This window comes from Amycolatopsis thailandensis, assembly GCF_002234405.1.
GTDB classification, from domain to species: Bacteria; Actinomycetota; Actinomycetes; order Mycobacteriales; family Pseudonocardiaceae; genus Amycolatopsis; species Amycolatopsis thailandensis.
Map to the genome: position 1 here is coordinate 80,091 of NZ_NMQT01000041.1, position 17,606 is coordinate 97,696.

Genomic DNA, 17,606 nt, shown 5'->3' on the forward strand with positions numbered 1-17,606 from the left:
CCCATCTCGGTGGGTTTGCTTGCTGTGCCCGGAAGGTACCGAAAAGATGACCGTGTTCGACACGACGGCCGCCCCTCAAGCGGAAAGAGCCGCCGCCCTGCCGGAACTGTTCGCCGCGAGGGTGCGTTCCGCCCCGGAGGCGGTCGCCGTGGACGGTCACGGTGGACAGCTGACCTACGCCGAACTGGCCGACCGGGCCGCACGCTTCGCCGCCCGGCTGACGCGGCTCGGAGTGCGTGCCGAGGACAGGGTCGGATTGCTGCTCGAAAGATCCGCCGAACTCGTCGTCGCCGAACTGGCGATCGTGATGGCGGGCGGGGTCTACGTGCCGCTCGACCGGCGTGCTCCCGACGAGCGCTCACGGCTGGTCCTGACTTCGGCGAAGGTATCGGTGCTGGTCACCGACGAGCCGGAGCGGGCGGCACGGATCCACAGTGGACATGTCGTCGTCGCGGGAGGATCGCTTCCCGCGCCGGAAGCGGCGCCGCCGCGAGTGGACGCGGATCAGCTGGCGTATCTCATGCACACGTCGGGCTCGACAGGGGCCCCGAAGGGAGTCGCGGTCCGGCATCGGGATGTCGCGGCGCTGGCGGCCGACAGCCGGTTCGCGGGCGGCGCGCACCGCCGCGTCCTGCTGCATTCGCCCGCCGCCTTCGACGCGTCCACCTACGAGCTGTGGGTTCCGCTGCTCGGCGGCGGGACGGTGGTGATCGCGCCTCCGGGAGACCTGGACGTGGAGGTGCTGCGCGAGATCGTCGGCCGGTACGCGATCACGTCGCTCTGGCTGACCGCCGGGCTTTTCCGTGTCGTGGCACAGGAGGCGCCGGGCTGTTTCCTCGGCCTGGAGGAAGTCTGGACGGGCGGGGACGTGGTCCCGGCGGCGGCTGTCCGTCGGGTGCTCGACGCCTGCCCCGGCCTCACCGTGACCGACGGCTACGGCCCCACCGAAACCACCACTTTCGCCACGTCACGGCCCATGTCGTCAAAGGACGGTGTGCCGGACTCCGTGCCGATCGGCCGTCCACTCGACGGCGTCCGCGCCCACGTCCTCGACGACGCGTTGAACGCCGTCCCGGCCGGGCAGGCGGGGGAGCTGCACCTGGCCGGAGCCGGTCTGGCCCGCGGTTACTGGGGCAGACCCGGCGCGACCGCGGATCGCTTCGTGGCCGATCCCGGCGTACCCGGCGGTCGTATGTACCGGACCGGCGATCTGGTGCGGTACAACGACGACGGCGAACTGGAATTCCTCGGCCGGGCCGACGACCAGATCAAGGTCCGCGGTTTCCGGGTCGAGACCGGCGAGATCGAATCGGTGCTCGCCGCCGCGCCGGGAGTGGGCGAGGTCGTGGTCGTCGCCCGCGAGCAACGGCCGGGCGTCAAGCGGTTGGTCGCCTACGTCGTGGCCCAGCCGGGAGAAGCGCTCGGCGACCTCGCGGAGTCCGCGGCGGCGGTGCTGCCCGACTACATGGTGCCGTCGGCGTTCGTCGTCCTCGACGCGCTTCCCCTCAGCGCCAACGGGAAGGTCGATCGCCGCGCACTGCCCGCTCCGCTGGAAGAGATCCGGACCGATACCGGGCCGCGCTCGGACACCGAACGCGCCGTCGCCGAGGTCCTGGCCGGCGTGCTCGGAACGGACGGTCTCGCCGTCGATGACGACTTCTTCGCCCTGGGCGGTGACTCGATCCTCGCGGTGCAGGCGTTGTCCCGGTTGCGCCGGACCTTCGGCGTGACCTTGTCCGCTCGCGCGGTGTTCGACGCGCCCACCGTGACCGGACTGTCCCGGCTGGTCGACGAGGCACAGCCGGCCGCGAACGACACGATCCCGACCGCACCGCCATCCCGGATGTCGCCGCTTTCGCCCGCCCAGCGGCGCCTGTGGTTCCTCGACGAGCTGACCGGGGACAGCGCGGAGTACAACACCGCGGTCGGTCTCCGGCTTTCCGGGCCGCTGGATCTCGACGCCCTGCGCGGTGCGCTGGCCGCGCTCTGTGCCCGTCACGAATCCCTGCGAACCACCTTTGACGAGGGTTTCCAGCGCATCGCCGACACGGCCGGGATACCCCTGCGCGTCGAGGAAACCGCCGCGGACGACGCCACGCTGGCGGCGGACCTGAGCGTCCCGTTCGACCTGCGCACCGGCCCGCTGACCCGGGCCACGCTCTACCGTCAGGCGCCGGAAGAACACCTGCTCGTCCTGTGTCAGCACCACATCGTCACCGACGGCCGGTCGATCGGAATCCTGACCGGTGAGTTGCTGGACTTCTACGCCGGTGTGGCCCCGCCGCCGCTGGAGTCGGGCTACCGCGATTACACGCACTGGCGCCGTCAGTCCGACGACGACGCCCAGCTCGGCTACTGGCGTGAAGCGCTCGACGGGCTCGAACCGCTCGCTTTCCCGACCGATCGCCCGCGGCCGGCCGAGCGCAGTACGGCAGGTGCGGTGCACCGCCACGATCTGCCCGCGGATCTGGTCCGAGGTCTCACCGCCGCCGGACGGCCGCACGGGGCGACCTTGTTCATGACCCTGACCGCGGCCGTGCAGCTGCTCCTGTCGGCCTACGGGGATCAGCGCGACATCGCGGTGGGCACCGCTGTCGCCGGACGCGACCGGCCCGAATGGGAGTCGCTGACCGGGTTCTTCGTCAACACCCTCGTCCTGCGCTCGCGGGTCGACCGTGCCCGGCCGTTCCCGGAGTTCCTGGCCGGGTTCCGGGAAACGGTGCTGGAGGCGTTCGCGCACGCCGAAGTCCCCTTCGACCGCGTCGTCGAAGAGACACAGCCCGAGCGCGATCCGTCGCGGACGCCGCTGGTGCAGGCGGTCGTCGTCCTGCAAAACCCGCTCGTCCGCCCACGTGAGGTCGACGGCCTGCGAGTCTCGGAACACGACCTGCCCCGGCCGTCGGCCCGGTTCGACCTGGTCGTCGAGTTCTGGCCGACGGAAGACGGCCTGCGGGTCACCGTCGAGTACGCCACCGCGCTCTTCGACAGCGCGACGATCGAGCGGCTGACCGCGAGCCTGGAAGTCCTCCTCACCGGGATCGCCGCCGATCCCGACCGCCTGGTGGGCGATCTTCCGCTGCTCGCCGAGGCCGACCGCGGGCTCCTGCCGTCGCCGGACCCCGCTCCGTTGATGACCATCACGCGCCTGTTCGACCAGCACGCCGAACAGCACCCGCACGACCCCGCGGTGCTCTTCGGCGAGGACCGCCTCGACTACGGCGAGTTGCGTGCCGAAGCCGACCGGCTGGCGGGACGGCTCATCGAGCTCGGCGTGCGCCCCGAAGACCGGGTCGGCGTGCTGATGGACCGGTCGCCCGATCTGGTGGTGGCGCTGCTGGGGATCCTCAAGGCGGGTGCCGCCTACCTGCCGCTGGATCTGCGTGCCCCGGCCGAGCGTTTGCGCCTGCTCCTCGACGGCACCCCCGTTCTGCTCACCGACGAGACCTGGCAAGAGACCGCCGCCACCGTCCACAACGGACAGATCTTGACGCTGCCGACGTCGGGGGAGGCGGCCACGGCTACGGTCGACCCCGGGAACCTGGCCTACGTCGAGTACACCTCGGGCTCCACCGGCGTCCCGAAGGGCGTGGCGGTCCGGCACACCGACGTGGTCGCGCTGGCCACCGACCCCCACTTCACCGGCGCCGCCCACCAACGCGTGCTGTTGCACTCGCCGCTCGCGTTCGACGCCTCCACCTACGAGCTGTGGGTCCCGCTCCTGAACGGCGGCACCGTGGTCGTCGCGCCACCGGGGGACGTCGACGCGCACGTCATCCGGGAGCTGACCGCACGGCACGGTGTCACCGCGCTCTGGCTCACCGCCGGTCTCTTCCGGCTCTTCGCCGGTGACGCGCCCGAGTGTTTCCGTGGCCTGCTGGAAGTCTGGACCGGCGGTGACGTCGTCCCGCCCGAAGCCGTGCGCCGCGTGCTGGACACCTGCCCTGGCCTCACGGTCGTCGACGGCTACGGGCCGACCGAAACCACCACGTTCGCGACCTCGTTCCGCATGACCTCGGCGGACACGGTCCCCTCGACGATCCCGATCGGGACCCCGCTGACCGGGATGCGCGTCTACGTGCTCGACGAAGGGCTGCGGCCGGTTCCGCGCGGCGCGCTCGGCGAGATCTGCGTGGCCGGTCCGGGGCTCGCCCGCGGTTACGCCGCCCGGCCGGGCGCGACGGCCGATCGTTTCGTCGCCTGTCCGTACGGCGCCCCTGGCGAGCGCATGTACCGCACCGGTGACCGGGGGCGGTGGCGTGCCGACGGGACCCTGGAGTTCGCCGGCCGGGCCGACGACCAGCTCAAGATCCGTGGTTTCCGGGTCGAACCCGGTGAAGTGGAACGTGCCCTCACGGCCCGGCCCGAGGTCGCGGAAGTGGTGGTGACGGCGCGTACCGGCGCCGGTCGCAAGCACCTCGTCGCCTACGTCGTGGCCGCGGAAGGCTCCACAGTGGACAACGGGACACTGCGCGAAGCGTTGCGACAGTCCCTGCCGGACTATCTCGTTCCGTCGGCGTTCGTCGTCCTTGACGCGCTTCCCCTGAGCGCCAACGGAAAGGTCGATCGACGAGCCTTGCCGGAACCGGACTTCGAGCCCGCCGCGACCGGAGGCAGGGCGCCGCGGACCGAGCGTGAAGCGGTGCTCGCGGGGATCTGGGCGGACGTCCTGGGCCTCGACCGGGTCGGTGTCGAGGACAACTTCTTCGCCCTCGGCGGCGACTCGATCCTCAGCATCCAGGTCAGCGCGCGGGCCAGGAAGGTCGGGCTGGCCATCACCACGGCGGACCTGTTCCGGCACCAGACCATCGCCGCCCTCGCCCCCACCCTGACCGGCGTCTCCACGGCCCCGGACCGGGGACCCGTGTCCGGTGACGTCGTGCCGACCCCGATCCAGCGCTGGTTCTTCGACACGATCGCGGGACCCGACACCTTCGACCAGGCCATCGCGGTCGAACTGGCCGAGGGCACCGATGAAGCCGCGCTCGCCGTCGCCATCGCCGCGGTGACCGAGCATCACGACGCGTTGCGCACGACTTACACCCGCGACGGCGGCCAGTGGCGGCTGCGCATCGCCGGCGTCGAAGAGGGACATTCGCTGCTGCGCTGGTCACTGTCCGGTCCTCCGGCAGGGCGTGTGCTGCACCTGTCGGCGCACCACCTCGCCGTCGACGGCGTGTCCTGGCGGATCCTGCTCGACGACCTCGACCAGGCGTACCGGCAGGCCGATCTCGGGCCGAGGACGACGTCGTTCCGCGAGTGGGCGGCACGCCTCGCCGCGCATACGGAGTCCGGCGGTTTCGACGACGAGCTGGCCCACTGGCGCGCGATCCCCGACGTCACGCCGATCCCCGTCGACGGGATCGGTGCGAACACGGTGGGCAGGGCCCGCGCGGTGACGGTCCGGCTGACCGCCGAGGAGACACGGTCACTGCTGCGACAGGTCCCCGAGGTCTATCGGACGCAGGTCAACGACGTCCTGCTGACCGCGCTCGGCCGGACGTTGCGGGACTGGACCGGCCGGGTTCCGGTGATCGACCTGGAAGGCCACGGCCGGGAGGAACTGTTCGACGGCGTGGATCTGTCGCGCACGGTGGGCTGGTTCACCAGCTTGTTCCCGGTGGCGCTGGACGTCCCGGACGAGTGGGGCGAGGCGATCAAGGCCGTGAAGGAGCGGCTGCGCGCGGTCCCGCGACGCGGTATCGGCTACGGCGCGTTGCGGTATCTCTCCGATACCGCGCCGGCGATCGATCCCCAGATCAGCTTCAACTACCTCGGACAGTTCGACCTGGCCGGTGAGCTCTACACCGGCTCGCACGGCGAACTGTCCTTGGCCGCCGACCCCGGCGGCGTCCGTCCTCATCTGCTCGACGTGGTCGGCCAGGTCACCGGCGACACGCTGGAATTCACCTGGCACTACGCGGAAGGCGTGCACGACGAAGCCACCGTGACCCGGTTGGCCGACGGCATGCTGGAGAACCTGCGCGGACTCCTCGGGCACTGCGCCGAACCCGGCGCGGGCGGCCGGACGCCGTCGGACTTCCCCCTCGCGGGTCTCGACCAGTCCACAGTGGACTCCCTCGTCGGCGACGGCAGGGACGTCGAGGACGTGTATCCGTTGACGCCGATGCAGGCGGGCATGGTCTTCCACGGCTTGGCCCAGCCCGGCGACCGCAACTACTTCGAGCAGGTCTCCTTCACCGTCGACGACGTTCCCGGGCCCAGGGCGCTCGGCGCGGCCTGGCAACGGGTGGTCGAGCAAACACCGGTCCTGCGCAGCTCGATCGTCTGGGAGGGGGTGCCACAGCCACTGCAGATCGTGCGGCGGTCCGTCGGGATCCCGGTGTTCTACCCGGACTGGTCCGCCGGGGACGCCGAGGAGTCCTTGCGACAGCGACTCACCGAAGACCTCGCCGAAGGGCTCGACCTGACCAGCGCTCCGCTGATGCGGCTGGTCATCGCGAAGGAGTCGGCGACCTCGGTCCGGGTCATCTGGACCTTCCACCACGTGCTGCTCGACGGCTGGAGCGTCTTCGGCGTCCTGTCCGACGTCCTCGCCGAACTGCGTGGCGAAGAGCCGCCGGTGCGGCGCCCGTTCCGCGACTACGCCGGCTGGCTCGCCGCGCAGGACGACGAAGCCGCCGAAACCCATTGGCGGGCCGAACTCGCCGGCGTGACGCCGACCCCATTGCCCGGTGATCGAGGTGCCCGCGCCCACACGGCCAGCTCGTCGGCCCGGGTCCCGGTGACCTTCGACGACGCCACGACGAGCCGGATCAACGCGTTCGCGCGACGGCACCACCTGACGCTCAACACGATCGTCCAGGGCGCCTGGTCGGTTCTCCTGGCGCGCTACAGCGGTGAGACCGAAGTGTGCTTCGGCGCGACGGTCTCGGGGCGCCCGGTCGAGTTGCCGGGAGCGGACGACATCGCCGGTCTGTTCATCAACACCCTGCCGGTGCGGGTCAGGCTGGACGCGGAGCGCGGCCTCGTCGACTGGTTACGGGAACTACAGGCGGCGCAGGCGGAATCGCGCCGCTTCGGCCACGTCGGCCTGCCGCGGTTGCAGTCCTGGAGCGACACCGGCGGCAGCCTGTTCGAGAGCATCATCGTCTTCGAGAACTACCCGGTGGCGGACGTCGCCGGGCTGCGGGACGTCCGCGCGGCCGAACGCACGAACTACCCGCTCGGCGTCGTCGCGTACCCGGGACGGCAGCTTTCCCTGATGCTGACCCACGACCCCGGGCTGATCGGCCCGGACCTGGCCCGGCAGCTCGCCGGACACCTCGAAACGCTGATCCGCGCCTTCACGGACACACCGCACGAGCCCGTGACGCGGGTGCCGATGCTGTCGGAGCCGGAGATCCGGCACCTGCTCCGCGAGCGGAACGTCACCGCCCGGGAGGTGCGGGAGGGAGCGGTGCCCGAGCTGTTCGAGGCCCGCGCGCGCCGGGATCCCGACGCCGTCGCGCTGCTGTCCGACACGGAGACAGTCACCTACGGCGAACTCGACGTCCGGGCCAACCGGCTGGCGAACCGGCTGCGTGAACTCGGGATCCGCCCAGAAGACCGGGTCGCGCTCCTGATGGACCGTTCGCCCGCCCTGGTCGTCGCCGAACTCGCGATCCTGAAGACCGGCGGCGCTTATCTGCCCTTGGATCTGCGCGCACCCGCCGAGCGGCTGAGGCTGCTGCTGAGCGAGGCCGAGGCCGACGTCCTCGTCACCGATCAGGCTTGGCTGTCCACGGCGGAAGAGATCCACGAGGGTGTGATCGTCACCGACGCGGGCGACGCGCCGGACACACCGCCCGTCGTGAGGATCGACCCCGAGCAGCTCGCCTACGTCATCTACACCTCGGGATCGACCGGGAAACCCAAGGGCGTCGCCGCCCGGCATCGAGACGTTCTCGCGCTGGCCGCCGATCAGCGTTTCGCGACCCACGACCGCGTCCTGCTGCACTCGCCGCAGGCCTTCGACGCCTCGACGTACGAGCTGTGGGTGCCGTTGCTGAACGGCGGCACGGTCGTGCTGGCCCCGCCGGGCGACCTCGACGTCCACACCCTCGGCCGGGTGATCACCGCCCACGCCGTCACCGGTGTCTTCATGACGACCGGTCTGTTCCGGCTGGTCGCGCAGGAAGCGCCGGAGATGTTCGCCGGGGTGCGGGAGGTCTGGACCGGCGGGGACGCCGTGCCCGCCGTCGCGCTGCGCCGGGTCCGGGCCGCGTGCCCGCACACCCTGGTCGCCGACGTCTACGGCCCCACCGAGACCACGACCTTCGCCACCGTCCACCCGCTGCCGGACGAGGTGCCCGACGTCGTGCCGATCGGGGCGCCGCTGGACAACACCCGCGGTTACGTCCTCGACGAAGACCTCCGGCTCGCCCCGCCGGGCGCGCCCGGCGAGCTGCATCTGGCCGGGGCCGGGCTCGCGCGCGGCTACCTCGGACGTCCCGGGCTGACCGCCGACCGGTTCGTCGCGGATCCGTTCGGCCCGCCGGGGGAGCGGATGTACCGCACCGGCGACGTCGTGCGCTGGAACGAGCAGGAGGCCCTCGAATTCGTCGGCCGGGTGGACGAACAGGTCAAGATCCGCGGCTTCCGCGTCGAACCGAGCGAGATCGAGGCCGCACTGGGCGAACACCCGGGCGTCGAGCAGGCCGCCGTGCTGGCCCGCGCGGACGGCGGGGTGAAACGGCTGGTCGCCTACGTCGTCGGCGAGACCGAAGGGCTGGGGGAGTTCCTGCGCCGGACCCTGCCGGACTACATGATCCCGGCCGCGTTCGTCCGGCTGGAGAAGTTCCCCGTCAACGTCAACGGAAAGCTCGACCGCGCCGCGTTGCCCACCCCCGATTTCGGGGCTGGTGACCACGTCGCGCCGCGCACCGACCGCGAACGCGTGCTCGCCGGGATCTGGGCCGAGGTACTGGGCGTCGAACGGGTCGGGGCGACCGACGACTTCTTCGAACTCGGTGGCGACTCGATCCTCAGCATCCAGGTGGTGTCGAGGGCCCGTCGCGCCGGGCTGGAACTGCTGCCCGGTGACCTGTTCACTCACCGGACCCCGGCGGCGCTCGCTGCCGCCGCGCGCACCGCCACCGAGGCCATCGAGCGCGGCCCGGTCGACGGCGAGGTGCCGCTCACCCCGATCCAGCGGTGGTTCTTCGCGACCCAGACCGCCGATCCGGACCACTTCCACCAATTCGTCCGACTGGGTCCGGAACGGATCGACACCGCCGTGGCACGCAAGGCCGTGGACGCGCTGCTGGAACACCACGACGCGCTGCGGATGCGGTTCACCGACGACGGCCGGAAGCAGGAGAACGGGCCTGTCGGCGCCGGGACACCGTTGATCCGCCTCGATCTCTCCGAGCACGGTGTCATCCTCGCCGTGCACCACCTCGTGGTCGACGGCGTCTCGTGGCGGGTGCTCGCCGAGGACTTCGACCGCGGTTACGCCCAGGCGCTGCGGGACGAGCCGATCGACCTCGGACCGCGCACCACGTCCTTCCGGGAGTGGGCGATCAGGCTCGCCGAGCACACCGCCGACGGCGGGTTCGACGACGAACTGCCGTACTGGCGAGGGATTCCCCAGGACACCTCGATCCCCGTCGACGGTGAAGGCGAGGCGACGGTCGCCTCGATGCGCGAGGTCACCGCGCGGCTTTCGGAGGCGGAGACCGAGGCACTGCTGAGGGAGGTGCCCGCGGCGTATCGCACGCAGGTCAACGACGTCCTGCTGACCGCGCTCGGCCGGGTGCTGAGGGACTGGACAGGCAGGGTCCCGGTGGTCGATCTGGAGGGCCACGGGCGCGAGGATCTGTTCGACGACGTCGATCTGTCCCGCACCGTGGGGTGGTTCACCAGTGTCTTCCCGGTCGCGCTGGACGTTCCCGAAGACTGGGGCACAGCGCTGAAGTCGGTGAAAGAACAGCTCCGGGCGGTGCCCCGGCGCGGAATCGGCTACGGCGCTTTGCGGCACCTCGCCGGAACCGCGCCGGCGATCGACCCGGTGGTGAGTTTCAACTACCTCGGCCGCTTCACGTCGGGCAGGCTGGAATCCGACGAGAGCGAGCTTTCGGCGCGAGCGCATCTGCTCGACGTCGTCGGCCGTGTCGAGTCCGGCGAACTGGAACTGACCTGGTACTACAACGAAGGCGTCCATCGAGAGTCCACTGTGGACAGGCTTGCCGAGGCGATGCTGACGGCGCTTCGGGAGATCATCGGGCACTGCGCCGCGCCGGGCGCCGGTGGACGGACCCCGTCCGACTTCCCGTTGACCGCCCTCGACCAATCCACAGTGGACTACCTGGTCGGTGACGGCAGGGACGTCGAGGACGTCTACCCGCTGACGCCGATGCAGGCGGGCATAGTGTTCCATTCCCTTTCCCAGCAGGAAGAACGGCTTTACTTCCAGCAGGTCGGATTCGTCCTCGAAGGCGTCGGCGACGTCGATGTGCTGGCACACGCGTGGCAGCACGTCGTCGACCGCACGCCCGTGCTGCGCACACGGATCGCTTGGGAAGGCGTGCCGGAGCCTGTGCAGGTGGTGCGGCGCCGGGTCACCGTCCCGGTCACCCGGCTCGACTGGCGCGCCCACACGCCGGCGGCTCAGGAGCGGTTCTGGCAGGAAGTCCTCGCCACTGATCGGGCCGAGGGGCTCGACCTGGACGGGGAAACCCTGCTGCGGCTGACCCTCGCGCGACTGTCGGACACGGAAGTCCGCGTCCTGTGGACGTTCCACCACGTCCTGCTCGACGGCTGGAGCGTCTTCGGGGTGCTGTCCGACGTCTTCGCCGCGTACGCCGGAGAAGAACCGCCCGATCGGCCGCCCTTCCGCGACTACGTGGCGTGGCTGGACCGCCAGGACGACACCGAAGCGGAACGGCACTGGCGTCGCGAACTCGGCGACTTCACCGCTTCCGCCCGGCTCGCGGCGCGGGACCACACGAGCCGGTCCGCCGAATGGCTGCGGGTACCGGTCGAAAGCTCCGCGCGACTCGGGGAAGCCGCACGCAAGGCGGGGCTCACGATGAACACCGTCCTCCAAGGCGCGTGGGCGCTGGTGCTGTCCCGGCTGACGGGGGAACGTGACGTCTGTTTCGGCACCACCGTGTCCGGTCGTCCGGTGGAGCTGGCCGGCGCCGACGACATCACCGGCATCTTCATCAACACGCTGCCGGTGCGGGTCACCACCGATCGCTCTCCGGTCGCGAAGTGGCTGGCGGCGCTGCAGGACCGGCAAGTGGAGTCCCGCAGGTACGGGCATCTGCCGCTGACGAAGCTCCAGGCGTGGAGCGGGGCCGACGGCGGTCTCTTCGACAGCATCGTCGTGTTCGAGAACTACCCGATCGACGCGGCGACGCGGGACGGGCTCCGGTTGCGCGACGTCGACGCCGCCGAGACGACGAATTACCCGCTCAGTATCGTCGCGTCGCCGGGAGAGCGGCTGAGTATCGACGTCGGCTACGACCCTCATCTGTTCGACGCCGCGACGGCCGAGCGGATCACGGCCCGGCTGGTCGGCGTGCTCGACGCGTTCGCCGACGACCTGAACCGGCCGCTCGACGGGATCGACCTGCTCACCGACGCCGAACGGCTGCAGATCCTCGGTGATTGGAACGACACCGCCCACCCGCTGCCGGAGGGCAGTCTCGCCGGGCTCTTCGCCCGGCAAGTCGCGCGCGCTCCCGGCGCCCTCGCCCTCATCGGCGACGACGCTCGCCTGACGTACGCGGAATTGGACGTGCGGGCGGACCGCCTCGCGCGGTATCTGGTGTCGCTCGGGGCCGGCCCCGAAACCGTCGTCGGGGTGCTCATGGACCGCACAGCGGACCTGGTCGTCGCCGAACTCGCCATCGTCAAGGCCGGTGCCGCGTACCTGCCACTCGACACCCGCGCGCCCGCAGCACGGCTGAAGACACTGCTGGACGGTGTGCCGATCCTGGTCACCGACCGGACCCGCGCCCGCTCCGTCGTCCATGACGGGCAGATCGTCGTCCCCGACGGCCGGACCGCGAAGGTCGCGCTTCCCGAGGCGTCGCCGGACAACCTCGCGTACGTGATGTACACGTCGGGCTCGACCGGCAAGCCGAAGGGCGTGGCAGTGCGTCAGCGCGACGTGGTCGCCCTCGCGGCCGACCGGCGATTCGCCGCGCACCAGCGGGTCCTGCTGCACGCCTCGCCGGCGTTCGACGCCTCCACCTACGAACTCTGGGTCCCACTGCTCAACGGCGGTGCCGTCGTCCTGGCGCCACCCGGCGATCTCGACGTGGACACGCTCCGGCGCGTCATCGCCGAGTACGACGTCCACGGGGCCTTCTTCACCGCGGGCCTGTTCCGGCTGCTCGCCCAGGAGGCTCCGGAGACCTTCCGCGGGATGCGCGAGGTCTGGGCGGGCGGTGACGTCGTCCCGGCCGCCGCGGTCCGGCGGGTGCGGGAGGCGTGCCCGGGCACGATCGTCGTCGACGGCTACGGACCGACCGAGACGACGACCTTCGCCACGTCGCACCCCATCCCGGACGACGTCGCCGGAGCCGTGCCGATCGGGAAACCGCTCGACAACATGCGGGCTTACGTCCTCGACGCCGATCTGCGGCTCGTGCCGCAGGGCGCGCCCGGCGAGCTGTACATCGCCGGCGCCGGGCTCGCTCGCGGGTACTTCGGTGATCCGGCGCTGACCGCCGACCGGTTCGGGCCCGACCCGTTCGGTCCGCCGGGGGAGCGGATGTACCGCACCGGCGACCTCGTCCGCTGGAACCCGCGTGGAGAGCTGGAGTACACCGGCCGCGCCGACGAGCAGGTCAAGGTCCGCGGCTTCCGGATCGAACCGGCGGAGATCGAGACCGCGCTGACCGCGCATCCCGGCGTCGGCCAGGCCGCGGTCTTGACCAGGGAGGATCACGGGGTCAAACGGCTCGTCGCCTACCACACCGGCGACGCGGACGACCTCGCCAGGTTCTTGCGCCTGACGCTGCCCGACTACATGGTCCCGGCCGCGTTCGTCCGGCTCGACCGCTTCCCGTTGAACGCCAACGGGAAGATCGACCGGCGCGCCCTGCCCGCGCCGGACTTCGGCGACAAGACCGCCCGGACCGCACCCACGACGGAGGCCGAACGGGCGCTGGCCGGGATCTGGGCGGACGTCCTCGGTGTCCCGGACGTCGGGGCCCAGGCCAACTTCTTCGAACTCGGTGGCGACTCGATCCTCAGCATCCAGGTCGTGTCGCGCGCTCGCCGTGCCGGGCTGATCCTGTTGCCCCACGACGTCTTCCGGCATCCGACGCTCGCCGCGCTGGCCGCGCACGCCGGTGGTGGCACCGGTCCGCGCGCCGAGCAGGGGCCGGTCACCGGAACGGCTCCGCTCACCCCGATCCAGCGCTGGTACTTCGCCACCCAGCCGGATCGGTTCGACCAGCGGGTGGTGCTCGACTTCACCGAGGACGTCGACGAAGCCGCGCTGCGCCGCGCGCTGGAGACCGTCTGGGCGCATCACGACGGGCTGCGGCTACGGTTCGAGCGCGAAGGCGTCCAGCACGGTGAGCCGGTCTGGCCCGCCGAGCTGCTCACCGACGAGATCGCCTTCGATCTCGAACGAGGTCCGCTGCTGGCGGCGGTGCTCGACGGGCGGCGGCTGACCCTGGCCGCGCATCACCTCGTCGTTGACGGTGTCTCCTGGCGGATCCTGCTGGAGGACCTGGAAACCGCCTACCGCGGCGGCGAGCTCGGCCCGAAGACGACGTCGTTCCTGGCGTGGGCGGAGCGGCTGGCCGAGCACGCCGCCGCCGGTGGCTTCGACGACGAACTGGCGCACTGGCGCGGGATCCCGCCTTCGCCGGCCGCCGAACCGGCCACGATCGCCGACCTCGGCGAGGTGACCGTGCGGCTCACCGCCGAGGAAACCCGTGCGCTGCTCCAAGACGTGCCGGAGGTCTATCGCACGCAGGTCAACGACGTCCTGCTCACCGCGCTCGGCCGGGTCCTGCGGGACTGGACCGGGCAGACACCCGTGATCGACCTGGAGGGCCACGGACGCGAGGAGCTGTTCGAGGACGTCGACCTGTCCCGTACGGTCGGCTGGTTCACCAGCATGTTCCCCGTGGCGCTGGACGTCCCGCACGACTGGGGCGCGGCGCTGAAGTCGGTGAAGGAACAGCTCCGGTCGCTGCCGCGGCGGGGCGTCGGCTACGGCGCGCTGCGGTACCTCACCGGGACCGCGCCGGACATCGATCCGCAGATCGGCTTCAACTACCTCGGCCGCTTCGACGACGCGGAGGCGGGCCTGTTCCGGACCGGTTCCCTCGACGCCGACGTCGACCCGGCCGCTCCCGCGGTCCACGCACTCGACATCGTGGGCCGGGTCGTGGCCGGGACGCTGGAGCTGACGTGGGCCCACGTCACGACCCGGCACGATCGCGGCACCGTCGAAGACCTGGCGGGAAAGATGCTCGCGGCCCTGCGCGAGATCATCGCGCACTGTGCCGCGCCGGAAGCGGGTGGCCGCACGCCGTCGGACTTCCCGCTGGCCGCCCTCGATCAATCCACAGTGGACACTCTGGTCGGCGACGGCCGCGCGGTCGAGGACGTCTACCCGGCGACGCCGATGCAGGGCGGGATGGTATTCCACGGGCTGTCCCAGACCACGCAAGGCATGTACGTCGAGCAGGCGACGTTCGTCCTCGAAGGCGTCACGGACCTCGACCGGCTCGCCGCGGCGTGGCAACGGGTCGTGGACCGGACACCGGTCCTGCGGACGGCGTTCGTCTGGTCCGGGGTCGAGGAGCCGCTGCAAGTGGTGCGCCGCGAGGTGAGGCTCCCGATCCGCGTGCTCGACGGGACCGGTCACGATCTCCAGCGGCTCTTGGCCGAGGACCGCGCACAAGGACTCGACCTCGCGGAGGCACCGCTGACGCGCGTGGCGCTCGTGCGGTTGTCGGCGACCGAGGTCCAGGTCCTGTGGACGTTCCACCACGCGCTGCTCGACGGCTGGAGTGTCTTCCACGTCCTTTCCGACGTCTGTGGCGCGTACGCCGGGCAGAGCTTGCCCACCAGGCCGCCGTTCCGGGACTACCTCGCGTGGCTCGACGGCCTCGACCGGACCGACGCCGAACGCTTCTGGCGCGCCACCCTCGCCGGGATCGACGCTCCTTCACCCGTCCCCGGCGACAGGGCGGCCACGGCCGGCCACATCGCCTGTTCGTCCGACTGGCTGCCCGTCCGCCTGGACGAGACGGCGACGAGGGAGCTCGACGAGTTCGTCAAACGCCACGGCCTCACGCACAACGCGGTCCTGCAAGGGGCCTGGGCCCTGCTGCTGTCGGCTTACCGCGGTCACGACGACGTCGTGTTCGGATCCACCGTCTCCGGCCGCCCGCCCGAGGTGACGGGCGTGGACGAGATCACCGGCATCTTCATCAACACGCTGCCCGTCCGGGTCGGGATCGACCGGGACAGCCGGGTCGCGGAGTGGCTCGCGGGTCTGCAGGCGAGCCAGGCCGAGGCGCGCCGGCACGGGCATCTTCCGCTCGCGCTCGTCCAGGGCTGGGCGGAGTTGCCCGCGGGAGTGAACCTCTGCGAAAGCCTGGTGGTGTTCGAAAACTATCCGATCACCGACGCCGAGGCCGGGCACGGCCTGACCGTGCGCGACCTGTCGGCCCGCGAGACGACGAACTTCCCGCTCACCGTCGTCGCGTCGCCGGGCCGCGAGCTGAACGTCGACCTGGGCTACGACCCGGCCCTGTTCGACGCCCCGACCGTGACCCGCCTCGCCGGGCACCTCCTCACCCTGATCCAGGAACTGGCCAAGGACGGCGACCGGGTGCTCTCCGAGGTGTCGATGCTGACCCTGGAAGAGCAGCTTCAGCTGGCGAAGTGGACAGACTCCGGCGCCGAGGCTCCGGCCCGGTCGCTGCCGGAGCTGTTCGCCGCCCAGGTGCGTGCCCGGCCGGACGCGGTGGCGGCCGTCCTCGACGGCGAGCAGGTCACCTACGCCGAGTTGGACCGGCGGGCGAACCGGCTCGCCAACCGGTTGATCGGGCTCGGTCTGCGGCCGGAGGAACCGGTCGGCCTCGTCACGAGCAGGGCGGGCACGGTGGTGGCGGAACTGGCCGTGGTCAAGGCGGGTGGCGCCTACCTCCCGATCGACACCCGGGCCCCGGCCGAGCGGCAACGGGCACTGCTCGACGGGGTCCGGTTCGTCGTCTCCGACCTGGACTACCCGAACAGCATCCGACTGTCCTCCGTGGACGACGAACCGGACGGCGATCCCGGCGTCGTCGTCGATCCCGACCGGCTGGCGTACGTCATGTTCACCTCCGGGTCCACCGGCACTCCCAAGGGAGTCGCCGTGCGGCACCGCGACGTCGTTACCCTTTCCAGGGACAGCAGGTTCCGCGGCGGGGCACACGACCGCGTGCTGCTGCATTCCCCGGCGGCCTTCGACGCCAGTACCTACGAGTTGTGGGTTCCGCTGCTCACCGGCGGCCGTGTGGTCACGGCGCCGGACGGCGACCTCGACGCGCACCGGCTGCGGGCCTTGATCCGCGAGCACGGCCTGACCGGCATGTGGGTCACCGCGGGCCTGTTCCGGGTGCTGGCGCAGGAAAGCCCGGACTGCTTCACCGGACTGCGGGAGGTGTGGACCGGCGGCGACGTCGTACCGGCCGAGTCGGTGCGGCGAGTGCTGGGCACGTGCCCGGGACTGCGCGTCGTCGACGGCTACGGCCCGACCGAGACGACCACCTTCGCCACCGCCCATCCGATGGACGGCCCGGTCCCGGACCGGATCCCGATCGGCAGGCCGCTGGACGGGATCGTCGCCCGCGTTCTGGACCCGGATCTGCGCCCAGTGCCGCCGGGAGTCCCTGGAGAGCTGTACCTGGCCGGGGCCGGCCTCGCTCGCGGATACCGGAACCGGCCCGGTCTGACCGCCGACCGTTTCCTCGCCGCTCCGGGCGGAGAACGGATGTATCGCACCGGCGACCTCGTCCGCTGGACCGGGGAGGGCGTTCTCGAGTTCCTCGGCCGGGCGGACGACCAGGTGAAGCTGCGCGGGTTTCGTGTCGAACCCGGTGAGGTCGAGGCCGTCCTGGCGCGGCATCCCGCCGTGGCGCAGGCCGCGGTCGTCGTCCGCGAAGACGCGCCCGGAGTGAAGCAGCTCGTCGCCTATGTCGTCTCGGAAGCCGGGCATGAGGTCCTGCGGGACTCCCTGGCCGCGACGCTGCCGGACTATCTGGTGCCGTCGGCGTTCGTGACGCTGGACCGGATCCCGGTCAGCGCCAACGGAAAGCTCGATCGGAACGCGCTGCCCGCGCCCGCCGCGCCGAAGACCGGCCACGTCGAGCCGGAAACCGAAACCGAACGGGCGCTGGCCGGGATCTGGGCTGACGTACTCGGCGTGGAACGGATCGGCGTCGAGGACAACTTCTTCGCCCTCGGCGGGGATTCACTGCGGAGCCTGCACATCGCGGCCAAGGCCGGCGCGTTGTTCGCCGTCCGGCTCACCCCGGCCGACGTGCTGACCGCGCGCACCGTCGCCGGGCTGGCCGGAACGGTCGAAGAACTCATTTTGGGCGAGCTCGAAAGCCTCGCCTCCGAAACGGAAGCGTGAG

General features: G+C 71.2%; 1 protein-coding gene. It reads left to right on the forward strand.

What is annotated here, in order from left to right; all coding sequences use genetic code 11:
• The first annotated feature begins 52 nt into the window (after window positions 1–52).
• Window positions 53–17,605, forward strand: a complete 17,553-nt coding sequence (locus CFP71_RS13080) for a non-ribosomal peptide synthetase (RefSeq protein WP_482746720.1) — start codon at window positions 53–55, stop codon at window positions 17,603–17,605.
• Window position 17,606 lies beyond the last annotated feature (1 nt).